This is a genomic window from Paenibacillus sanfengchensis (genome assembly GCF_036864765.1).
In the GTDB taxonomy this organism is placed as follows: domain Bacteria; phylum Bacillota; class Bacilli; order Paenibacillales; family Paenibacillaceae; genus Fontibacillus; species Fontibacillus sanfengchensis.
In genome coordinates this window covers 435,204-457,802 of record NZ_JBAGJC010000001.1, presented here as the reverse complement: position 1 = coordinate 457,802, position 22,599 = coordinate 435,204, and the positions used below count along the sequence as shown (strand labels likewise).

28 protein-coding genes and 1 pseudogene are annotated in these 22,599 nt (G+C 41.2%); 27 read left to right on the top strand and 2 right to left on the bottom strand.

The features are described from left to right. Positions 1-114 precede the first annotated feature (114 nt). The 10 genes and pseudogenes from V4U84_RS02185 (at position 115) to V4U84_RS02140 (ending at position 7,284) form a co-directional block, all read left to right on the top strand. Positions 115-1,005 (top strand): phosphotransferase, encoded by an 891-nt coding sequence (locus V4U84_RS02185; protein ID WP_334076675.1) that lies wholly within the window; start codon positions 115-117, stop codon positions 1,003-1,005. Between the two features lie 243 nt (positions 1,006-1,248). Continuing rightward, positions 1,249-1,987 (top strand): annotated as a pseudogene (locus V4U84_RS02180) (MBL fold metallo-hydrolase). Positions 1,988-2,197: 210 nt separating this feature from the next. Continuing rightward, complete coding sequence (locus V4U84_RS02175; protein ID WP_334076674.1) at positions 2,198-2,848, top strand: lysozyme inhibitor LprI family protein; 651 nt, start codon at positions 2,198-2,200, stop codon at positions 2,846-2,848. Between the two features lie 313 nt (positions 2,849-3,161). Beyond that, positions 3,162-3,257, top strand: a complete 96-nt coding sequence (gene comI / locus V4U84_RS02170; RefSeq protein ID WP_019639195.1) for a competence inhibitor ComI — start codon at positions 3,162-3,164, stop codon at positions 3,255-3,257. A gap of 478 nt (positions 3,258-3,735) precedes the next feature. After that, positions 3,736-3,993, top strand: coding sequence for a hypothetical protein (locus V4U84_RS02165; protein WP_334076673.1), 258 nt, complete (start codon positions 3,736-3,738; stop codon positions 3,991-3,993). 98 nt (positions 3,994-4,091) lie between these two features. Then, positions 4,092-4,616 carry a DinB family protein gene (locus V4U84_RS02160; protein WP_334073135.1) on the top strand — a complete coding sequence of 175 codons (525 nt, stop codon included), beginning with the start codon at positions 4,092-4,094 and terminating at the stop codon, positions 4,614-4,616. 681 nt (positions 4,617-5,297) lie between these two features. Next, the gene (locus V4U84_RS02155; RefSeq protein ID WP_334076672.1) at positions 5,298-5,855 is read left to right on the top strand and encodes a DUF4304 domain-containing protein; all 558 of its coding nucleotides are present in this window, start codon (positions 5,298-5,300) and stop codon (positions 5,853-5,855) included. After that, entirely contained in the window at positions 5,852-5,995 is a 144-nt protein-coding gene (locus V4U84_RS02150) for a hypothetical protein (RefSeq protein ID WP_334076671.1), read from the top strand. Before V4U84_RS02155 ends, V4U84_RS02150 begins: the two co-directional genes overlap by 4 nt. 308 nt (positions 5,996-6,303) lie before the next feature. Then, complete coding sequence (locus tag V4U84_RS02145) at positions 6,304-6,708, top strand: GNAT family N-acetyltransferase (RefSeq protein WP_334076670.1); 405 nt, start codon at positions 6,304-6,306, stop codon at positions 6,706-6,708. A 66-nt stretch (positions 6,709-6,774) separates the two neighbouring features. Next, positions 6,775-7,284, top strand: a complete 510-nt coding sequence (locus tag V4U84_RS02140) for a DinB family protein (protein ID WP_334073133.1) — start codon at positions 6,775-6,777, stop codon at positions 7,282-7,284. A gap of 93 nt (positions 7,285-7,377) precedes the next feature. Here the strand turns inward: V4U84_RS02140 and V4U84_RS02135 are convergent, their stop codons facing one another. Next, positions 7,378-7,752, bottom strand: coding sequence for a hypothetical protein (locus V4U84_RS02135; RefSeq protein ID WP_334076669.1), 375 nt, complete (start codon positions 7,750-7,752; stop codon positions 7,378-7,380). A 578-nt stretch (positions 7,753-8,330) separates the two neighbouring features. Between V4U84_RS02135 and aac(6') the strand changes: the two genes are divergently transcribed. The 17 genes from aac(6') (at position 8,331) to V4U84_RS26885 (ending at position 19,155) form a co-directional block, all read left to right on the top strand. Then, positions 8,331-8,771, top strand: coding sequence for an aminoglycoside 6'-N-acetyltransferase (gene aac(6'), locus V4U84_RS02130; RefSeq protein ID WP_334076668.1), 441 nt, complete (start codon positions 8,331-8,333; stop codon positions 8,769-8,771). A 30-nt stretch (positions 8,772-8,801) separates the two neighbouring features. After that, complete coding sequence (locus V4U84_RS02125) at positions 8,802-9,623, top strand: GNAT family N-acetyltransferase (protein ID WP_334076667.1); 822 nt, start codon at positions 8,802-8,804, stop codon at positions 9,621-9,623. 27 nt (positions 9,624-9,650) lie between these two features. After that, the gene (locus tag V4U84_RS02120) at positions 9,651-10,073 is read left to right on the top strand and encodes a hypothetical protein (protein ID WP_334076666.1); all 423 of its coding nucleotides are present in this window, start codon (positions 9,651-9,653) and stop codon (positions 10,071-10,073) included. 218 nt (positions 10,074-10,291) lie between these two features. Next, positions 10,292-10,741, top strand: coding sequence for a GNAT family N-acetyltransferase (locus V4U84_RS02115; RefSeq protein WP_334076665.1), 450 nt, complete (start codon positions 10,292-10,294; stop codon positions 10,739-10,741). 174 nt (positions 10,742-10,915) lie between these two features. Beyond that, on the top strand, positions 10,916-11,449 hold the full coding sequence (locus V4U84_RS02110) for a hypothetical protein (RefSeq protein ID WP_334076664.1): 534 nt from the start codon (positions 10,916-10,918) through the stop codon (positions 11,447-11,449). A gap of 51 nt (positions 11,450-11,500) precedes the next feature. Then, complete coding sequence (locus V4U84_RS02105; RefSeq protein ID WP_334076663.1) at positions 11,501-12,070, top strand: histidine phosphatase family protein; 570 nt, start codon at positions 11,501-11,503, stop codon at positions 12,068-12,070. Between the two features lie 51 nt (positions 12,071-12,121). Further along, positions 12,122-12,736 carry a dienelactone hydrolase family protein gene (locus V4U84_RS02100; RefSeq protein ID WP_334076662.1) on the top strand — a complete coding sequence of 205 codons (615 nt, stop codon included), beginning with the start codon at positions 12,122-12,124 and terminating at the stop codon, positions 12,734-12,736. A gap of 39 nt (positions 12,737-12,775) precedes the next feature. After that, complete coding sequence (locus V4U84_RS02095) at positions 12,776-13,216, top strand: VOC family protein (RefSeq protein ID WP_334076661.1); 441 nt, start codon at positions 12,776-12,778, stop codon at positions 13,214-13,216. A gap of 82 nt (positions 13,217-13,298) precedes the next feature. Continuing rightward, the gene (locus V4U84_RS02090) at positions 13,299-14,039 is read left to right on the top strand and encodes a metallophosphoesterase family protein (protein ID WP_334076660.1); all 741 of its coding nucleotides are present in this window, start codon (positions 13,299-13,301) and stop codon (positions 14,037-14,039) included. 30 nt (positions 14,040-14,069) lie between these two features. Further along, a complete protein-coding gene (locus tag V4U84_RS02085) occupies positions 14,070-14,438 on the top strand; it encodes a DUF2185 domain-containing protein (RefSeq protein WP_334076659.1) in 369 nt (122 codons plus the stop codon). Between the two features lie 71 nt (positions 14,439-14,509). Beyond that, positions 14,510-15,052: a GNAT family N-acetyltransferase gene (locus V4U84_RS02080; RefSeq protein WP_334076658.1), complete on the top strand. Its 543-nt coding sequence runs from the start codon at positions 14,510-14,512 to the stop codon at positions 15,050-15,052. Then, a complete protein-coding gene (locus V4U84_RS02075) occupies positions 15,049-15,792 on the top strand; it encodes an ATP-grasp domain-containing protein (RefSeq protein ID WP_334076657.1) in 744 nt (247 codons plus the stop codon). The genes V4U84_RS02080 and V4U84_RS02075 overlap by 4 nt, the downstream gene beginning before the upstream one ends. A gap of 16 nt (positions 15,793-15,808) precedes the next feature. Continuing rightward, positions 15,809-16,231, top strand: a complete 423-nt coding sequence (locus tag V4U84_RS02070) for a DUF6843 domain-containing protein (RefSeq protein WP_334076656.1) — start codon at positions 15,809-15,811, stop codon at positions 16,229-16,231. Positions 16,232-16,257: 26 nt separating this feature from the next. Then, on the top strand, positions 16,258-16,737 hold the full coding sequence (locus V4U84_RS02065) for a GNAT family N-acetyltransferase (RefSeq protein ID WP_334076655.1): 480 nt from the start codon (positions 16,258-16,260) through the stop codon (positions 16,735-16,737). Positions 16,738-16,768: 31 nt separating this feature from the next. Further along, complete coding sequence (locus V4U84_RS02060; protein WP_334076654.1) at positions 16,769-17,902, top strand: hypothetical protein; 1,134 nt, start codon at positions 16,769-16,771, stop codon at positions 17,900-17,902. A gap of 42 nt (positions 17,903-17,944) precedes the next feature. After that, positions 17,945-18,406: a GNAT family N-acetyltransferase gene (locus V4U84_RS02055; RefSeq protein ID WP_334076653.1), complete on the top strand. Its 462-nt coding sequence runs from the start codon at positions 17,945-17,947 to the stop codon at positions 18,404-18,406. Between the two features lie 293 nt (positions 18,407-18,699). Continuing rightward, on the top strand, positions 18,700-19,155 hold the full coding sequence (locus V4U84_RS26885) for a methyltransferase domain-containing protein (RefSeq protein ID WP_416367200.1): 456 nt from the start codon (positions 18,700-18,702) through the stop codon (positions 19,153-19,155). 230 nt (positions 19,156-19,385) lie between these two features. Here the strand turns inward: V4U84_RS26885 and V4U84_RS02050 are convergent, their stop codons facing one another. After that, the gene (locus V4U84_RS02050) at positions 19,386-22,331 is read right to left on the bottom strand and encodes an S-layer homology domain-containing protein (protein WP_334076652.1); all 2,946 of its coding nucleotides are present in this window, start codon (positions 22,329-22,331) and stop codon (positions 19,386-19,388) included. Between the last annotated feature and the right edge of the window lie 268 nt (positions 22,332-22,599).

Genomic DNA, 22,599 nt, shown 5'->3' with positions numbered 1-22,599 from the left:
CCGACTAAGCGCATCGCGCCCGGCTCCTGACAGAGCCTTGAGCCAGTGAGGGTTCGTGAACACAACAACGTTAGATGAAATCAATGCAAAACTTATAAGGAGCAAGGACAAACAATGATGGAACCAACAATCGAATCGGTTAATTTAATATTTCAGAAGCATCTTATTAATATTGAAATTGTAAGTTTCCAAATATTATCAGGTACTACTTCTGGATTAGTTTTAAGATTGAAATCAAGGGATGGAAATAGATACATCTTGAAGTTTGATACTCCAAACCAGATTGAATTAGTTGAAGAGCTGCTTATTATCTATAAGGATTCAGTATTATTACCAAATGTTCTTTTATCAGCTCAAGACAAATCATATTTTGCTTATACATATATTGAAGGGACCACTCATTTTAATCGTGGCCCAAAGATAAATTGGATGAAGTTATTAGTAAGAGATTTACTCAACAGGTATGTAGAACAAAAAGGACCAAGTACATGGGGAAGAATTGAATGGCCACGAGAGACATGGAAGGAATTTAATGAGATTAGTATTAAAGAAGCACAGATGAATCTGAAGAATGTATTATCACTAGAAGACTACAATTACGTGAAACTGTTAGCTGAGAAATTGTTTAATGATGAATCAAAGCAAGGAAAAAAATATTTATTGCACGGTGATACCGGCGTACATAATTTTGTTTATAACAATTCAACATTAATTGGTGTGATAGATCCGTCCCCAATGGTGGGGCCTATCATATATGACTTTTTATATGCATTTTGTTCATCGCCAGATGATATTAATACCACTACTTTGTTTGCAGCAGCTGATTTGCTAGAACAAGGGCATGTCGAGAGAACAAGGATGGTCGAAGAAACCTTGATTCATCTTTATTGTCGAGTAGGCCTCAGCGTACTACATCATCCACATGATTTGCCCGATTACTTACAGGCATGGGGACAATGGAAACAACTGTGTAAGAATATCGAAGAGGGCATTGTCATCATCTAACACCGTGTTTACGCATCGGGGGACGAGCCCCTCGGTCCGGCAGAGAGAATTCGAGGGAGCAGTGGCCGGACACATCCGAACCGACAAGCGCATCGCGCCCGGCGACTTTGTCGCCTTAAGTCGGTGGGACGTCGTGAACACAACAACGTTAGCTAAAATTGTTGTAATTACTAGAAGATAAGAAGGGAGGCATTAACTTTGAAGCATATTGATAATTGGTTCACAGTAGAAGCAATTGACTCAATGACCTATGCCATAAGTGAGTATGGACATTGGGAGAATGTTCATTCATATCTTGTAATTGGAGACAAATATGCAGCATTAATTGATACAGGGATTGGAATTGGTAATATTAAAGAAGTAGTTGATCAGTTGACCTCTCTACCTATAAAAGTGATAACAACACATGTACATTGGGATCATATTGGGAATCATGGGCTTTTTGATGAAATTTATGTTCATGAATTAGCGAAAGATTGGTTATTGAGGGGAATACCAGGATTGCCTATTGAGGTTATCCGCAGGGATGTGAGTAGGGATATTACAAAATCTCTGCCTAAAGGATTTAATTTTGATGAATATGAGCCCTTTTAAAGGGGAACCTACAGGATTATTAAGGGATAATGATAATATTGATCTAGGAAATAGAGTGTTAACAATTTTACATACTCCAGGCCATTCACCGGGACATATTTGCTTATATGAAGCAGAGAGGAGTTATTTATATACTGGTGATTTGTTATACAAAGGTACTTTGTATGCCTTTTATCCAACAACGGATCCGTTGCTGTTTGTTAAATCTGTTGAAGCAGTAAGTAGAATAGATAATATCATAAAAGTATTACCTGGGCACAATGAATTAGATCTAAATAAAGAATTTATATTGGAAGTTTATGAAGCTTGTCAGAATTTATTATACAAAGGATTAGCCAAACATGGTTCTGGAATACATGATTATAAGGATTTTAAAATTCAATTTTAGCTTATCGAAGAAGTCAACAACTTCAGCTAACACCGGATTCACGCATCGGGACTACCACCTCTTGGTTGTCAGATGTATAATAGTGGAAGAAGCTTAGACAACAAACGCCCCAGCCTAATATAAGAGCTACCTAAGGCTGGGGCGTTTCGTGAATACAACAACGTTATGAGCCATTACCGGCAAATATTAAAGATTTTAAGGAGATAATTTATGAAAGGTAAGATACTCTTATTATTTTTTATTACGATAGTGTTTTCATCTTGTCAAAATATTAGTCAATCGACTACCTTGAACAGCGAAACTAAATCAATAATGAATTCTGAACTGCCTCCTGATGTAGTGAGTACAGGTAATGGAACAGAATCAAAAGAAATAACTGAAGGTCGATCAGATTCTTCTAACAATGAAGTGTTATCCATGAGCATTGGGAACTATGATTTGACTGGAGAATTTTATGATGAAATGCTTCGAAATCCTATAGATCGTGATTATGAAGTGGAATTTAATGAATTACAAAACTCCGATGAGGTTACAACACTTGGATGGGGGGCGTTGGAAAGCAAATATACAGAGATTTGGGATAAAGAGTTGAATCAAATATATAAAAATCTTCTTTCTAAGTTGGATAGAGAACCAAAAGAAGCACTAATTGAATCGCAGAAAGAATGGTTAGAGTATCACTTAAGGGAAACAAAATTTGTAGAGAAGACATTTATTAATAATGGTTACCTAGGATCACAAGGATCGGTAAGCCTAGGGAAGGTTATAAAGGAGAGAATTAGGGAAAGAACAATGCAATTATTTGAATATCGCTATTTGCTAGATGGTGAAGTTGAGTTTTTATACCAAAGTAAAAAATAGAGCTGGAATCTTGATCAAAGGTTTTTAGGTGATGCTTCGAAGACAGTAACGGCGCATAACACTGTGTTCACGCTGCGGGGCTACCACCCTTGGTTATCAGATGTATAATCATGGAAGAAGCTCAGACAACTAACGACCCAGCCTAAGATAAGAGCTATCTAAGGTCGGGTCGCGTCGTAGATGCGGAAAGGAATGTAAGAGAGAGATTATAAAACAAATTGAGAACACTTGTACGCAGATGTAAATAAAGGTAAAATATAACTACAATTGAATCTTGGGTGGGCATGGTTTCCCTTCGAAAGGAGGTGAAGCCATGGAAGTGAAAGATGCATTAACGATCATGTTCCTCTTTGGGACATTCATTCTTGCTCTTTTAACATACATCAATAATAACAACAAGAGAAAGTAAAAACCCACCCAAAGGTTGAGGCCAGAGGTGGGTTTTGTTCCTGTACGACTTAGAAGGGAATAGACCATCCAAGCCAATTGTACTGACCAAGTGTTCGCAGCACTTGGTCTTTATTACGTATATAATAACACAAAGAAAAAAATGTATCAAAGCGTGAAATAATATTGAAAGTGATAATAAGAAAAAAGAGATAAGTTGAAAGTCAAAACGAAGATGGCATCCCATCATATATAACACAGTACTCACGCATCGGCGGACAGCCGCCTCGGTCCCGGTAGATAACTCGAAGAAGTGATTGCCGGGATACATCCGCACCATCCAACCGCATGGTGGCCGGAGTCATCCCATAACATAATATTCATGCTGCGGGCATACGCCCTTGGTCCGGCAGTCGCCGGACACCCAACATTCGTTGGGTCGTGAATACAGGAACGTTATGTGAAACCTATGCAATGAATGTTTCAGAGGAGATAGCTCAATGAAGAGAATAGTGCAATTAATGCTGACAATGATGCTCTTTTCGGGTTGTGATATCAAGGAACAGTATAATAACCAGTCTATATATGAAGACGAAGGTTATATTTTGGAGATAGCTGAAAACCGTATCTTAGTAGTTGAAAATAAATACTTGAATAAGACCTGGAAAGAAATAATGAGTGATTACCGCATTCACGCATCGGGGCTATCGCCCCTCGATTATCAGATGTATAATCATGGAAGAAGCTCAGACAACTAACGACCCAGCCTAAGATAAGAGCTATCTAAGGCTGGGTCGTTTCGTGAAATACAAAGAACGTTAAGTGAAGTTCAAATAAGAAATTGGAGGAACAACAAATGCTAAACATGGAGAACATATTGCTTATAACAGATATTCCCGGTTATACCCCTCAAATCAGTCGTTTATTATCAATGATGAACTATGCTAGATTTACAACACTAGATGCTGTAAAGAATCTTTCACAAGAACAGCTTGATTTTTTGCTTGATTCCCAAAGTAACTCTATTGGAGCATTATTATTGCACTTTGCAGCGGTTGAATATGCTTACCAGGTCTCTACATTTGAAAAACGGGAATTGAACGAAGAAGAACTCTCAATATGGGGTCCTGCTCTGAATTTGGGGAAGGAAGGTCAAGAAAAAATTAAAGGTAATGATTTAGCATATTATCTCAATAAATTAGATGTTGTAAGAAATAAGACGCTTGAATTATTCAAAACAGTTAACGATGATTGGTTATATATAGAGGAGAAATTCTGGTGGAATAAAGCTAACCATTATTTTATGTGGTTTCACGTGTTTGAAGATGAGATCAATCATAGAGGACAAATCAGAACGATTAGAAAAAGATTGAAAGTGTAACCAGTAGATATGAACCTCACCTAACAATGTGTTCACGCATCGGGGCATACGCCCCTCGGTTGCCAGAAGATAACTCATGGAAGCGGATTCGGGCGATACATCCATTTACCCAACCGCGGTCGAATGCAAAGATATTCGTTTTTTTGATCTTGATGGTTTGCCAGAAACGATAAGTCCCCCTGTTCGGGCCATAGTTAAGAGTTACTAATAAGTAAAGGGGCCAAAATATTTGAAAGCTTTCATTAGCATTCTGACTGTTATTTTTGCACATTTCATTTTTATTTTATTTTTGAGGATCCGAGTGGAAGATTTCACATCCGAGACCGTGCTGTTTTTTATGTTATTTTATACCGTCCCCTTCTTGCTATTAGTGTCTAATTCTGCTTTGGCTTATAGATCAAATAATAGAAGGAAAAGATGGATTTGGCTTGTAACAAGCATTGTCCCAGGTTGCCTTTTTATTGTCTGGGCAAAATATCAACCGACCTCACCAGGTGGGTTTTCAATTTTCCCGGATTATCAAATAGAATTGGGCGTTTTTTTACCTGCTATGCACCTCCTTATTCAAATCATTTGGTTACTGGATTGGGTAGTAACTAGAAGGCACTAGTGCCGCATCAGCCATTTTTTGAGAAAAGAGTACGGATAGTCGGTATAAGCAAAGGAGATGAACCGCACCAAATGGATAAACTTCTTGAGAAAAAATATTCAAACCGGATAAGGAGCGATTTGGCAAAAAAACTAAAACCTTATGGTTTCAAGAGGAGTAAACCTACTTTTTATACCAGGGTGAAAAGTGACCGAATCGAATTTATTCATATTCACAAGTTTACTTCCGGCCCATCATTTAGAGTGCATATTGGTGCGAGATTTTTTTGTGATGACTTTGAAGCAGTTGCATTAAACGGTATTGATAGTGATGGGTTCCGTAAAGAGTACAGTTTGTCTTATGGAAGGACTGAAGATTCTGTACTGAAATGTGTTGAAGAAATGATGGAATTTATCCTAAGGGAAGGTTTTGCATGGTTTGATTATTGGATGGATCCCATGAGATTACTAAACGAAAATGAAAAAGATTCGCCGATTCATAGATTTAAGAATGAGTACTTTAAGTTCCAAGCGGGTGAAGAAGATCAGGGGAAGGTAACCTTATCAAAAATGCTTTTGGGGATTAAGGATGAAACCAAGAAGGGAACGAGTGACGAAAAAAGTACGTGGAAAGGAAACTCGGAGAGATGACCTTAGTGTTGATTATCGTACTGATTATTGGGTTTGCAGGGATTATTGGGAATCAATATGCAAGCCTAAAAAAGATGGAGGAACTTCAAAGATCGGTAAAAGAGATAGATATGCAAGGCTTGCCAAGAGCTGTTAAATAAAGGACTAGCCAGACATGGAACCGGGATACATGATTACATAGATGTAAAGATCTATTTTTAGTAATTTAAAGAAAACAGCAAGATCGGTTAACACCAATGCAAGAATGTTATGTGTAACTAATTTTAAAGGACGGTACTCATGACTTATTACTTGTATCATTATTGCGAGAAAGAAATTGGTCCATTCAAAAACTTATCAAAGTTATCAATGAAATCTCTTACGGTGATTTATCAAGGCACGTTATCAGAAATCAGCACGGAGAAAATATAAAGATAAATTTATGAAGAACAGTTTAAAGGAGATTACAATGAAGATAGAATTAGCAACAGAAAAAGATTATAAGTACATAGTTGAAAGAGATAAACATGTTCCTAAGACACTTGTAAGTACAAAGATTAATGAAAAGGAAATTTTTATACTTAGAGATGGAGAGCATGAAATTGGATGGATGAGATACGGATATTTCTGGGATAACACTCCTTTTATGAATATGCTATGGATTGAAGAAGAATATAGGGGACAAGGTATCGGTAAAAAAATTGTATTGTATTGGGAGGAACTTATGCGTCAAAAAGGATTTGAGTTAGTAATGACGTCAACGCAATCTGATGAAGGAGCACAGCATTTTTATAGGAAAATTGGTTATCGTGATGCTGGATGTCTAATACTGGAGACCCAACCCCTTGAAATAGTGCTTACAAAAAATCTCTAAGAAGGTTACTGTAGTTTACATGGAAGAACTAACGTCTGATAACAAATAATAAATGGAGGTTTACTAATGGACGTAGCTTATGAAGTTATTGAAAGTATGTTGGTTAAATTTAAGTCTGAAAGGAAATGGACTCTTCAAGCAATTGAACAACTGTCAGAGGAAGATATCTCCTGGTCTCCGAACTCGGAAAGCAACAGTATTGCGAATCTAATTGCTCATATTCGAGGTTGCGTTCACTCACGAATCGAAACAATCTTTTTTAATATGCCCGATACAAGGGACAGGGAAAAGGAATTTGAACACGGACTAATAATGACTAAAGAGCAAGCTTATAACCTGATGAAGGAAGCATTCGATGTAATTATTCAATATCTCGAACACCTCAATAGAAACCCGGAATTGTTATTGTCTCAACCATTTCTCAATCGTCCGCCTCTTACCTATAGTCAATTCAATAATGAGACATCCGCTCTTAACCTAATGATAGCCATGGTTAGAGAAATTCATTATCACACAGGGCAAATAATATACATAGCAAAAATAAGGAAGGGACAGCTTGTATGGCAGTATGATTAAACAACGTAAAAGCTAATAGGCGTGTGAAGAGGCAGCCTGGGCGATAAAACAAGCCCCAGACTGCCGCTGGTTTAGTAAACTAACATTGTAGTACTATTGTCTTATAATCAGGATGTCACGAGGTGGTCTTCCAGTGCTTTGAATTCGAGATATTTCGCTGTTAGTTAAATTGCGGCCTACCAAAATTAGCGATGATGTGACGTTGTTGAAGTTGAAATTACCCAAGTTAGCCACATTTTGACTGCCACGGAAAACCCGGAAGGACCCCTGAAAGTTAGTTCCCGAAAACAGTACCAGTGTTACTTGAGTGCTTTGCACAACATTTCTGAGTCGGAAGCTCGAAAGCGCATTGTTGAACCGAAACGCTCCAAGATCACGAACCGCAACCCCACCACGTCTGAAGAGGATCCGACGACCAGAAAAATTAGTACCTGACCAAAGTGCAAGGCGTACATCACTGTTTGCCAACTATATCACTCCTTTTTTAAGGTTGATATAGTGTATTGCAGTTTTTGAGAATGGTGTAGACACATAGAGCAGGGGAATAGCTTGATTTTTCTAATCTGGGGTACGTGTTATTTAAAAAAATGGAAAAACCTTCATCCATCCCCTAAAATAGAGTAGAGATGGTATGGGTTAAGCTGCCGACTTCAGCATTACATCTGAGGTAATGATTTCACAGCAAATTATCAAGGACAGGAGGAAGTCTGCCAACCTCCACCTAATCCGTGATGACGTCATGACCATGTGAATTTAAGTGTGTAAGCAAGCCATTTTGCTATGAGGAGTTGTACCGAGTGTTCTCAATAATACCGATGTTTCTGTTTATTGTCTACGGATTGTTCATTCTTCTTGGGCTATATTGCTTATATTTGCTGATTAAATTATTGATTCGTGCGATCGAAGCGTTGGACATCCATTTGGAGGAAAAAAGAAATAGGCGGCTATAGAGCACAGATCCGCAGGGACCTCGGCAGTCGGTTTGGCGATTTAATAGTAATGAATTACCTCAAATCCACAAGACTAAATAAGAGAGGTGTGTTCTGATGAAGATTGTGAAAGCGGATCCGTCCAACCTAAATGAATTAACGGAGCTAGCGTTGAAACTTTGGCCAGACAACGAACAGGAGCATTTAAGAGCCGAATTTGAAGAGCTATTGGATTCGGAGAGAGACATCGTTTATTTAGCAACTGTTGAAGGTGGTTTTGTGGGATTTATTCATATGTCACTAAGAGTCGATTACGTCGAGGGCTCCAATTCGTGTCCCGTCGGATATGTTGAAGGAATCTATGTTGAAGAGGACTACAGAAACAGAGGCATTTCCAAGAAATTAGTTGAAGCCGGAGAGCAATGGTCGAAGTCGCTCGGTTGCCATCAAATCGCCTCGGATACGCAGTTGGATAATGTTATAAGTCAGGAATTTCATAAGAAGATAGGATTTAAAGAAGCCGGTAGAATCGTCGCTTTTATCAAGGATATAAATTGATTTTAGCTTGCGATGTAAGGAGGGATTCCCATGCAGGCTTTAGCTCCAGAATATTATTATACGATTGAAAAATTACTATATGACGGGTTTCAGCACCCTGAGGTTCTATCCATAATTGAACGGAATAATCCGGGTGCTATATACGTGGATCAATTATTGAATCCAAGGAGTGCATTAGTTTGGAGCCAGGGGATTCAAGGATTTTATCTTATCGGGGATTACAGAAATGATTACTTTAACCAATCTCTAGATGGTTTTATAGCTGAGTATATTGAGCCCAGGATGAAGGCGGTTTCCTTAACCCATTTTGAAATCTCGGGCCATCACGAGAAGTGGGATTTTGAAAGCATGTTTGCTTCCAGAAAACTTTATCAGTTCGAGCAATTGGTTTTAGAAATGCGGAAGGAACCCCTAGAAACGATTGAAAATACGGGCACATACCAAATCATCAATCTAAAAACTGATGAGTGGAATAACGGAAGTATAAGAAATGTAGAACTTATAAATAGCCATATCGATTTGTTTTGGTCCTCCAAAGAAGAATTTAAGAAAAAGGGATATGGGTATGCTGCTCTAGACGAATCAGAAGTCATTGGAGTGTGTTACTCCAGTTTTGTGACTAATCAAACTCATGCCATTGGTATTGAAACGGTATCTCGATATCAGAACAAGGGGGTGGGAACCTATTTGGGATATCGATTAGTAAAAGATATACGTGACAGTGGGTATACTCCGTATTGGGACTGTTCGCTCGATAATGAAGCATCAAAAAAACTGGCCTGTAGATTAGGCTTTGAACAGGTACACCGCTACAAATGCAGAGGTTTTGATATTGAAGTAGTTGAACAATAAGAAGAGTAGAAAAGATGTGGTGCAAGCTTGAAAAAAGTGGTGGCGCTTGCTCTTTCCTTCATAGTTGTGATTATAGGCATCGTGTATATCTCGAACAAAGCAACCTACACATCCATGAGAAAAGAAGTTATGGACGAGATCAGCCTAACTAATATAGTTAAAGTTACTTTTAGAAGATATTCGGACGATAAAGAAACGATCATTAAGGATAAGAGAAGGATCGAGCAGATGTTAGCCGGACTGTCGGATATGAAGTTGATAAAAGTGAGAGACATTTCCGCGGATCGGGAATATGCAGTAAGGATATATTTGAAAGATAAAAACATCGGCTTTGAAGTTACAGAGGATATGGAGTACATGGTTATTTTTAAGGGGTCGGGCCACCAACTCTACAAGGTGCTTGATGGTAAAGATCATTTAAAAACGATTGAAGCCTTAGACTATCGGTAAAGTTCTGATATTGTAGGAAACGGAGCAACCGCAACCCAGGCCCCCCGATATAACATGCTCTGCGGAGGTTCCGTTGGAAAGCTAATGTTTAAATTTCTTGAAAGGTGTGATGTGGTATGAGAAGTAACCCTAGTATTTTGAAAATCGGCTTGTCGGTGAAGGCTAAATTTTAGGTGGAGAGCTTGAAAACAGGTCTCTCCACGAATCGGAGGGTTCCTATGATTAGATTAGAAAGAATTGATAAAGATAATTGGGAAGAATGTGCTGAGCTGGAGCCGGCAGAAGAACAACAATCCCTTATTGCGCCGAATGTATATTCTATTGCTGAAGCCCAGTTTTTGCAGGGATTTTCGAGTGTGGCCATATTTAAGCAGGAGACGATGATTGGGTATGCTCTATATGGAATAGATCCGGATGATCATAATTATTGGATCTATCGTTTTATGATCGATCGGCGTTTTCAAGGTCAAGGGTACGGGTTCCAGGCTGTTTGCAGCATCATTGAAGAGATCAGAAACCGCGCGGATCGCACGGAGGTACTGGTTTTAGGGTATAAACCTGAGAACGAGCGAGCAAGAAGATTGTATTCGAAAGCCGGATTCATAGAAGATGGATTGGCTCCGTGGGGAGAAATGATTGCAAAATACAGCTATGTGAGAACAGAGTAAGCTAGACACCAAGCGGCTCAGCCTAGATACGAGTGATCTATGGCTGGGCTCATCCCTAATCGGGGGAGTGTTCCATATTGAAGAAATTCATAAAATTGAATGTTGTTAGTATCCTCTTTGCTTTTACCATCAATTTCATAAGTTTTTTAACTGACTATGAATAGGACGGTATTCATGGCTTATTATTTGTATCATTATTTTGAAAAAGAAATCGGTCCATTCAAGAACTTGTCAAAGTTATCAATGGATGATGCAACAAAAGTATCTAATCAAATTAAGAAAGGGGGTAAGGTATTTGCCAGTCGAAGAAATGATGAATATTTGATGATCAGAAGAGAATTGGAAAGAACAGCGAGAGATCTATTTATTAGTAAAGGCGGGAAGCCAGTCAATACTTTTCCTCACTATATGACTCTGGGAGCTTGTAGTTGGCTTCAGACATGGTATTTGGAACCGGGGATCATCACAATAGATTGGAATGAAATCGCTAAGGAATCAATGAGTTTTACATACGGTGATTTATTCCCAACTATGCGATATCCCGATGAAAAACCATACAGAAAACAAGTGTATACTAAAGATGAAATTATTAAAGTTATTGATCAATTTGGCTTACCACAAGATTGGAACTATGATGGAGCCAAGGGACCGGAAAGATACATAGAAGTGCAAATATGGGATGAACAAATTATTCAAAGATATATGTAAGTGATGCAGAACAAGTAAATCAGCCGAGTCGGAGAGGAAGGGACGTAATACATGAATACAATCATTTATATGGTAAGACATGGCGAATCGCCAAAAGTTGAGGGTAATGAGCGGACTCGGGGGTTAACCGAGAAAGGGAAGACGGATGCAAAGCGAATTACAGAATTGTTGAAGCAAGAAGGAATCGATATTTTTTTCTCAAGTCCGTACTCCAGAGCAATAATGACTCTCGAAGAATTGGCGCGGACGGCAGGAAAGGAAATGCAACTTCATGAAGACCTTAGAGAGTTAACGTTCTCGAGCGATGACAAGATCATGTCAGACGGTGAACTGTACCCTCTGGTAAGTAAGATGTTTTCAAATCGGGCAGCACTCTCGCCTGGTGGAGAGTCCGCTTTCGGATGTCAAACACGTGCAGTAGCTGTCCTCAAGGAGATTTTAACGAAAAATCGCGGTCAGCGCATTGCGATAGGGACTCATGGGGCCGTGATGACTTTGATCATGGAACACTTTGATAGCAGCTATGATTTTGATTTTTTAATGAGAACTTCAAAACCGGATGTTTACAGGATGGAATTTAAGGATGATGAGTTAATAGAGGTTGAGAGATTATGGAAATGAGGATAGCGAGAATGTTATGATGAATATCATAGAGAAAGACGTGAAAAGCGAATGAAAACCGGTCAAGCAAAATCTTTAGTAATTCTTCTCCACGAGATCTATGGTGCTAACAATCATATGGATTTCATGAAAGATGTCATGACGCAAGAAGGTTATGATGTCATTACTCCAAATCTATTACATAGGGATCCTTTTTCTTACGATCAGGAAGAGGAAGCCTATCACTACTTTATTAACGAAGTCGGATTTAACGGACCGAAGGATGAAGTAAAGCAAATTGTAGCGGCAAACCGAATGAACTATGAGAAAATTTACATTATAGGCTTTAGCGTCGGAGCTACGACGGCATGGATATGCAGCGAGTTTGAGATTGACGGCGTGATTGGGTTCTATGGATCCAGAATTCGGGACTATGTTGAGATGGAACCGGGATGTCCGACCTTATTATTTTTTCCGGAATCGGAAAGATCGTTTCATGTTCCGGAGCTCATCGACAAACTGAAGAACAAGAAGAATATCCATGTAACAGCCATACATGCCGAACATGGTTTTATGAATCCGTTTTTCAGAGCCTATAGCCGTAAAGACTATATGGAATGCATGCATCAATGCTTAAAATTCCTGAAGCAACTCGAAGAGATCGATACAACCATCTTGTCAGGGTAGCCGAAGAAAATGAAATCAATAAACAAGGGAGGCCGCCATATGAAACAGGATTTTGCTTTTTCAAGAATAGGTTACGTCTATATTCCCACCACGCAAATCGATGAGTCCATTCATTGGTATACAGAGAATTTGAATTTTAAACTGATGAATAAGTTTCAAGACCGGGGGACATTCGTTGCCGTATTACACCACCCGCATCAGAACTCCATAGCTTTATTGCTCATTGAAACACAAGACAAGCAAACCATGGAAATCACAAGAAACGGAAAACCATTTCCCGTCATGGCCATGAACTGTCTCAATATTGAATACACGTATCAATTATTGAAGGACCGAGGCGTAACGGTGGAGGATCTACATACGCTGGGTAATGGAGAAGCCAAGTACTTTTATTTCAGAGATCTTGAAGGTAATCTGTTAGAAGCAGCCTGGTCCATATGGGATCCCGTGGACGAATTTAAAGAAGACTTTGTAGTGTAAGAGTAAAACATCAGGTCGGTGAGCCGGGTTGTACATGCCGAGCGTTGTATCGCTTGGCTTTTTTTAAAGGGGGAGAGAGATTATGCAGGATGCCATTGCTATTATCTCGGATATACATAGTAACCGTTTTGCATTAGAGGCGGTATTAGAAGATATATCCACGCGAAACATTCAACGAATCGTAAATTTGGGGGATAGTCTGTTCGGTCCCATTGACCCATTGGGTACAGCCAAAAGGTTAATGGAGCACGATAAGATAGTGCATATCATGGGAAACTGTGACGCGGCTTTACTGGAAAAAGAGATGGATTCCGCTACTTTCCAATACGTTAAACCTTTACTGGGGCGTGAGATTGAGGAATGGATAAGAACGTTTAAAGATACGTGGGTGTATAAGGACCTGTTCTTTTGTCATGGAACTCCTTATGCAAACGATCGATACTTATTAGAGACCATAGATGAAGATGGGGTTAGTTACAAGAAGCATGAATTACTCATGAAAGAACTAAGCTCCATTTCGCAAAAATATATTTTTTGCGGCCATAGCCATGTCCCCCAATCCATATTTTTGCCCGATGGTAAGCTCATAGTCAATCCGGGCAGTGTGGGGTTGCCCGCCTATGAGGAGGAACTGCCACATCCGCATAAAATGGAGTCGCTGTCCCCTTATGCGGATTATGTCATTGCCTATCAGACGGAGATGAGCGTATGGAATATAGAGCATGTTATGGTTCAGTATGATTGGGAGAAGGCCGGCTCAATGGCCGAGTCAAACGGACGGATGGATTATGCTGTGGCGATAAGGACGGGAAGAGTGACGTGATAAAAAAATTTACACTTTAGGAGTAACCCTATGACAGCAAATAAGCATAAGAAAAATTTCTTTTTGTCAGCGGATCAAATTGTGCAGTTGATCGATTCCAAGGAAGGCTGCATTGCTAGCGATCGAATCACCGTAGATGGATGCAAAGTCGGTTTTATGTACAGGGAAGAAACCTCGAATAGTCCATACCCCGATAGCGGGTGGAGGTTTATGGCGGGGGATGAAGACGAAGATTACATGGACAATGCGGAAAATCATGCCATTTACCTGGTAAATACCATTTGTAATTACGACCCGGAGATTATCCCCTTTCTCAACGCGCCACCGGGGAGCGCCTTTATTCGAAATGAAAGCGGCGCATTGGTGCCTGATGAGGAATGGGAAGTTCCTAGCGAGTAATCACACGTATTCAGTAACTTAAAAGGTATGTTATGAAAACCGGGAAAAAGCGATTTTTAGGGGGGATGCAAATGAAGAAATTGCCTGCAATTCAACTGGAACGGCTTATATTAAGACCTTTTTGTTTAGATGATGCCAAAGAAGTCCAGGCCTTGGCCGGTGAAAAATCTGTTGCCGAAATGACGTTAACAATTCCACATCCATATGAGGATGGGATGGCGGAACAATGGATTGAAACGCATGCTAACAATTTTAATGAAGATCGGGCACTTCAATTGGCTATCGTACATAAGGATGAAAGTTATTTAATCGGTGCTATAGGATTAAGTATTAATAGAAGGTTTGAGCATGCAGAGCTTGGATATTGGATTGGAAGCAAGTATAGAAATCAGGGTTATTGTACTGAAGCCGCCAGAGGAATCATTGATTACGGATTTAGAGAAATGCAGTTAACCCGCATTTTTGCATGCCATTTAGGGAAAAATCCCGCCTCGGGAAAAGTAATGACCAAATTAGGCATGAAATATGAAGGAAAATTAAGACACCATGTTAAAAAGTGGGATCATTTTGAGGATCTTGTTTATCATGGTCTTTTAAAGGATGAGTATGAATGATGAGAGCTTATATTCAGACAGATAGGAACGGAAATTTTTACAACGTAAACGCGTTTATTGCTAATGAGGGTTTTACTTCCTTGGGTTGGGAGACCGTTAAATTCCATGACGTACAGGAGATTAGGGAGTTTGATCCTGAACATATCCTGGTTGGAGGAATCGGAAACGTGAGAAAGCGCCTTGAAATTTTAGGGTTTGAAAGAAAACAGGGCGAAATCGATTATCCGGCTTCCTTGTCACGCTATTTCGGCAGAAAAATTTGGGCCACCACCCTTCAAGAACTTATCCAGAAACCACAGGACTGGGATGTATTTATTAAACCTAAAGACACGACCAAACAGTTTGCCGGGCGAGTTGTGAAAGAGTATCGGGATTTTATAGGATTGAATGACGAGGATGAACTGACGACGATTTGGTGCTCCGAAGTGGTGCATTTTAAAACGGAATGGCGTTGTTTTATCCGATACGGTCAGATCCTTGATGTCCGCTACTATAAAGGTGCTTGGGATTCTAAAATAGATCTCGGGGTTGTTGAGAATGCGGTTCGTGATTTTATCGATGCACCAGCCGCCTACGGGATGGATTTCGGAGTTGACCCCAATGGCGAAATGAAGTTGGTGGAGATCAACGACGGCCATTCTTTGGGGACTTACGGGATCAGCCCTTTAAACTATGCAAAGTTTCTTTCGGCCAGATGGTCCGAATTAACGGGGACGACGGATTATCTTAGAACTCTTTAGTGGAGGGACCTGGCATATGAAGCAAATGCTCCACATTATTTTGTGTTTAGCCTTAACGGTCGGATGTGCTTCCCCATACCAACGAGGAACTTATGATCTCTACCTTATACCGCAAGGTTACGAGGGGATTATTAGGGTCACTTATAATGTAAAAGAAGCTCCACTCCTCGAAAGGGAGGGGAAATACGACGTTATACCCGTAGATTCAAGCGGGAAATACGAGACATCGAACCCTATGTATGATTACGGAGAGGTTATCGATCAGTATTTTTATGTGGATGAAAAAGGCAACCGGATGGCCATCGACCCGACTTGTGTAAACATTAGGGGAACCGGCGGAACCAGTGTCGGAGGAGTAGAAACCCATCATACGGAAATTGAAGTAACAAAATCGCTTTGCGGGGAAGATTTTAGGCTTCATGGGTCGAACAGAAGCTGAGATATATTTTTATTAAGGAGAGCAAGATGGATAAACTAGACGACGTTGAATTGGTTCATTTGGCGGAAGAACATTTCGCTGAGTTGAACAAATTTGAGCTTCCTGATGAACAGCGGCAATTTACGGCACTGCCAAGTGAAGTGCTCAACGTAACGGAAGGCCAGTATCCCATCGTTATATTAGATGAAGGGGTGGCTGTGGGATTTTTTCTGCTCCATGCCACGGACCGGGTTAAAGACTATACCGCCAATCCAAACGCTATGCTATTAACGGCTTTATCCATCAATTCACAACAGCAGCGCAAGGGATATGCTAGAAAAGGAATGCTTGAGCTGCCTCTTTTTGTGAGAAAAGAATTTGAGCGTTGTGATGAAGTCGTCTTGGTGGTCAATCACAAAAATATTCCGGCTCAACAGTTGTATCTGAAAGTGGGATTTGTGGACACGGGGGAAAGAAGAATGGGACCGATCGGAGAACAAATCGTCATGAGTTTAAGCATAGCCTAAGATTTGCCGCCAGAAAGGAGAGGCCATGTAGATGGGGCTCGACTACAGTTATGTGCTTGTGATGAGAAAGGATAAAAGAGATGAATTATTTCATTTCGTGAAAGAGCATGGAAAGGTTGATCGGCCGGATTGTTTCAGAGCCTATCTCGAATTGGATTCCCATGTTCTAAAGTATTTGGAAGGGGGATATGATTGGAAACCGCACTACGATAAAGATGAAATTCAACAGTATCTGCTGCCGGACAACCGGGCTTGGATCGGCGGAATCGATTACGATGAACGGATTCCTCATGCAAATGCCGAGGAGCTCGTAGTTAGATTTACGGCGGTCACATCTGACATGAGCCGGCTATTCGAGGATTCCATGTCCGTGAGAAGCTGGTTTGTCGCATTGAGCAAAGAAGTAGATGCAAGGATTACCTATTTGGATTTAGAGTCCGAAGGACATAGAATCATCTATTTAAATGGAGCTGAAACTTTTTTAGAGTTAAAAAGGGATGGCATTTACCATGTAAGTAAACATAACTTTCGCCAGATGATGGACGAATTCGTTAAGCATTTACCCGGTATCCTCACCTCGTATGAGACGAGTTACAAATTTGAAGAGGAATACACGTTGATCATTAAGAAAACCCATATGGATAAATTGCGGAACTATATTGAGAGGCATGGATACTTTGACAACAGCCAGGTCGTTTTAAAGTTTGATTTGGACTCGACACTGATGAAGTATTTGGAAGAGGGTCATGGCGAACAAGAGTATGGTATAGCTCAAGGCGTCGTTCCGCATTTTAGAAAAGATATCATCTATAAGTATATTGAGCAGGGTTATAAAGTAAAAATCGAAAAAATCGAATATTTGGTTGAAGAGCTTAGCGGCGAAGAAGATATGGTCAAGGTACGCCTTATTCCGAAAAAGTGGAAGACGGATCAGCTGTTCTCCCAATCCATATCGATTCGGAAGTGGTTTGAAGATCTGAGCAAAGAGGTCTCCGCCAAGATGACCTATCAGAGTCTATGGAATGGCGGATATGCTCATAGAATTATCTACTATGAAGGCGAACAAACGAATATGGAGTTTACGGGGCATTACGAGTTGGATGTAAATTGTTTTACAGAGATCTATCGACACTTCGCTATGTATTTTGAGCATTTTCATGAGTAGGAAGCGGTTTTGCGCAACTTTTTTTGAGTGGGGGAAAAATTCTTGATATTTAAAGACATCAGCGAAGTAAAAACCATTCATACCTCCGATCTTTTCGATGGCGCTATTGTTGCTACAAACGGGAGGCTGCATGATTTATATGCCCTCCCTGGCTTTGTGGCGATGTCAGACGAGGGAACGCTTGGCACTATCTCTTACCTTATTGAGAATGAGGATTGTGAAATCGTTTCGCTTGAAAGCAAAAAAGAAAACCATGGCATAGGTTCAGCGCTGCTCCAACTAGTAATCGATCATGCCAAGAAAGCAAATTGCAAGAGAGTTTGGTTAGTGACAACCAATGAGAATATAAGGGCGATTCGGTTTTATCAAAAGCGTGGCTTTGATATGAAGGCTATACACAGACATGCGGTGGAGGCGGCAAGAAAGCTTAAACCGTCTATCCCCTTAACTAGTGAAGACGGGATCCCGATAAGGCATGAGATCGAATTTGAAATTTTGCTGTGAGAGGGGGGTTACTTATGAAAGGACATCGACCCGTTTTTATCTCCGTGTAATTTCGGCGATTGAAGACGAATTTGGTCCAATGATTGATATATCTTTATGACACGATGCCATCAAATAAATAAGGGGCTGCTGACATCTTAGAAAAGTGAGTTAGAGTAAGAACTTCTCATAGACAGCAAACCAAGGGGAGAATAAACCATGGAGGCAATCATCAATTATTATACGATTATGATGAATCATCCAGACTCACAACGGACTATTCCAGAAGACTTGAATTCATTACTACCACCCATGTGCTGGACCAGCATATCTCGAAGAAGCATGAAATTCTTGATCTAGGAGCGGGTACGGGGATTTATTCTTTTTATTACGCGGAAAAGGGAAACACTGTTGTATCAACAGATATAACGCCAAAACATGTTCAGATGATAAAGACCAAGGCGGATGAATCATGGGTAAGTAAAATATTGGATGAGGGCAGGATTTTTTCGCATGATGCTCCGGGCTTTTGGACGGATGCCTATTTTCATTCGCCAAGCGAGATCGACAAGCTGCTAACAAAACAAAATATAAGAAAAATCGCAAATATTGCCACGGATGGTATCGGGCTATATCTGCGAGATACGGTGAATACATTAAGTGAGGCAGAGTTTGAGCAATGGGTCGCATACCACTTACGGACCTGCTCGGAGCCCTCGATCCTGGGGATGAGCAATCACGGGCTCTTTGTGGGTCAGAAAGTGGATTAGTAGTCTCCAAAAGATGACTGGGAAATGGAAGGCAACGGGTGCTAGCTTCGAGAAGGCGTATCAGCAGATCAAGGGGTTCTTGGAAGAGCATCGAACAAGGATTCGTAGAATGTTTCCTCCATATGGAGTATTTGCACAAGCGGGCAGCTCAAAAAAAGAACCGAGAGCGATATGCTCTCGGTTCTTTTTCTTTAAACCTCAGTTCCTCAAACGTTCTCCGCTTCGGACTTTTACTGATAGTTCACTTCTTCAGCGAAGTAAATCTCCTTCAAACGATCCTTTATGCGCTGAATTTCCTCTGCGGTTAACGGAGCCGTAGGACTTAGCTTGAAGTTCCTTCCGGTGATATAGCTTACATCTGTTTTTTTGTTCAGATTGTAAGGTGTCTTTGGAACCGGGCTGCGAGTATAGTCGGTGAAATCAATAACGGACCATGCCTCGTCTCCATCCTCTTTGGATAAAATAATCCGCTGTGAGGCGTTTTCCGTCCACAAATAGCGCAGATTGGCCGGTGAATTATTGGAGTCCATAGCCGTTTTAAAGCCGGAGCCTCTGAACATGAGCGTAAATTCCGCATGATCATTATTCGATCCGGCTGATGATTCATAAATCTGTTTCAGTCCGTCCACGCCTACAACCTCGACCTCCCGGTCAACAGGGAAGTGGTTCACAAAGTTCTCCCATATTTCAGACATGTTATGATTGCCGGCAAGCCAGTTAATGTCCAAAATAATGGACATATAATTTACCGTATTTATACGTTGAAACGGATTATCCAAATATTGTTGTGCTATATACAGTTGTGGTGCCGCATCCGTTTCATATACATAAGGGTCACCCGGATGGAGAGTCCAGCGTGAGGAATCTTTGGTATAGCGCGATCCAATCGGATCAATCGTAATCGAATTCATGAATACGGTGCCGCTATTATCCGAAACTCTCTGCGCAGGTACCATCGGATTGTCTTTATTGGACCAGTAAGGCATCAACGGTGAACCCTCACCAAACATGCCGTTCACATTATATTGTGTAGCCGACCACCCCATCGCGGAAGTGATCTTAAAGTGATCTTTGAGCCATTGGGTTTGCTCGGGATTCACCGTAAAGCTGGTCAATGATTTAGGCAGATACTTCCGATATTGGTCTGTATCCATGCTTTCAAACACCGAAGGTGATCTCATCGTACCGGATTGGTGCAGCTCAGTGAGCGCATTATAACGATACATATACAACCACTCGTTCATCCGCAATTCCCATAAAGGGAGCTCATACAGGTTATTCGGATACCCGTCCAAAATACCGACTTCATCCCCATACTGGTCGACGTATTCCAAAACCTTTTTAAGCTGCGGGCGATTCGTTTCTACGAAAACAAATCTATTCTCCATGGCCCAAGTTACTTTTATGTTAGGGCCAAAGTGGTCCATCAGCAATTGACGAGCCTGCTCGATTTGTTCCACCGTGGTCGTACTGCCCGGATCTTGCCCCTGCAGCATTAGTGAGACAGCAAAATATTGCTTTTTGCGTTCTCCCGGTACTACCGTCAATTCGGCATCGGAGATGAAGTGAATTCCCTGGGATGGCGATTCAACCTCAATCTTGAATGGAATGACAGAGCCCACTGCAGGAATAAGATGCAGGTTGGCAATGTGCCCATCCTTATCAAATATTCCCTTGGAATCCTCGATCCGAAGCTTCAAGTCTGACGGTAACAAACCTGATGGTATTACCTCTCCTTTTGCATTCTGAAATACATAGGGCATACTCCAGGATGCAGGATCTAGAGCAGTAGACTGCGGAATGTTATTCGTCGCCAAGTACACGGACCTGATTACACTCGGTTCCTCTGCTGGCGGAGTCTTCCCTTTCACGATTAGCTTGGTCTGTGCTGTAAGTACCTGATAGGGCTTGGCAATGGTCATTTTTATCCCTACAGGAATGAAGCTGTCAGCCGTCGGTATATTTTCGGCATGGGCGATTTTTCCTTGTTCATCAAAAACACCTAATTCATCACTAAATGTATAAGTTACACTTGTGACGCTGGCAGCGGGAATGGTTACCGGTCGCCCAACATTGTAGAGTTGAAAGGACAACTGATACGAAGGATACGTTTCCGGTTGATTTACCAGCTCCGGCGCCTTGATGACGACCTCATCCGCTACAAAATCTTCAGAATCACCCACTGGAAGCACCGGTGGTTTTGACGGAGTTGGTCTTGTCACTGGTGGTTTCACCGGTGGTGTTTCTGGTGGTTTGGGGTCAGACCCTGGTGGTTTCTCCGGCTGCTCCGGCTTCGGCTCAGTTGGCGTTACCGGCTCTGTCGGTGTTACCGGTTCTGTTGGTGTAACTGGACCTGCCGGTGGATCAGGTCTAGGACTATGGCTTCTAGGCCCCTTGGTTTCCGAATTCGCACGCTGGCTGCTAATTTCCGGCGCCAGGTCAACCGCTGCCTTCTTCGGTTCCGTTGGGATGGTCGGCTGGTTCGTCGTTGCAGCTCCTTTTCCTAATGACTCCAGTAAGCGCTGGGCGCGTTCTCTCAGATCGTCCCCGCCAAGCCATACTCGATAAGCAACTAGCGCAGCATCCTGCCGGTTCACAAATTGTTTGGGGTGGAAATAATGATTCGTATCCCCCTCAATCAGCTCTAATTGCTCCATCAGCCACACGCTCGTTTGGGCATAGTCCGATACATCGGACCGATCCACAAAGCTGGAGATCCCAGCGGATGGGGTATCTTCAGAAACTCCGAAATACCTGGCATACCAAACGGCCATATCCTGGCGCGTCAAATTGTACTTGGCACCGAATAATTGGTCACCGATTCCCTTAGTAATGCTCTCTTCCTGCAAGACCTGTACATAAGGGAGAGCCCATGTTGACACATCACGAAAAGAAATTAGACCTTTGTTATTAGATGTTCGCTTTAAGGCTTTGACGAAAATGCTTGCGCATTCCTGCCGCGAAATAAAACGCAAAGGCCGAAAGCTCCCATCCTCATAACCGGTTACATAACCTTGAGCAGCCATGGCCTCAATCGCATCGGCCGCATAGGAATGTTCAATATCGTTAAAGGCTCTGTTTGCAAAAGCGGGAACACTATGTATACAGAACAACCAAACAACCAGTAACCCAGCCACGTAACGACGAATTCGTTTTATTTTATTTTCACACTTCATTATTTCAGATCATCAACCTCCTCTGTGAGACATCATCGTGGTCACTTTCGCCTGCACCTCCGTGTCAACCTTGAAAATCGGTCTTTTTTCAAAAAGTTTTCATCCCCATTACAATAAACACCAAACTGTATATACTTGAATTATCGGAATAATCCCCCTGGGATTGAATAAAACCAGCAAAAAAATGGTTTGAGAAACGCACCTTTTTTAAGCCGCAATTCCCTATCAATTTACAATGGTTTTCATTGGTAATTAGGGAAAACCCTAT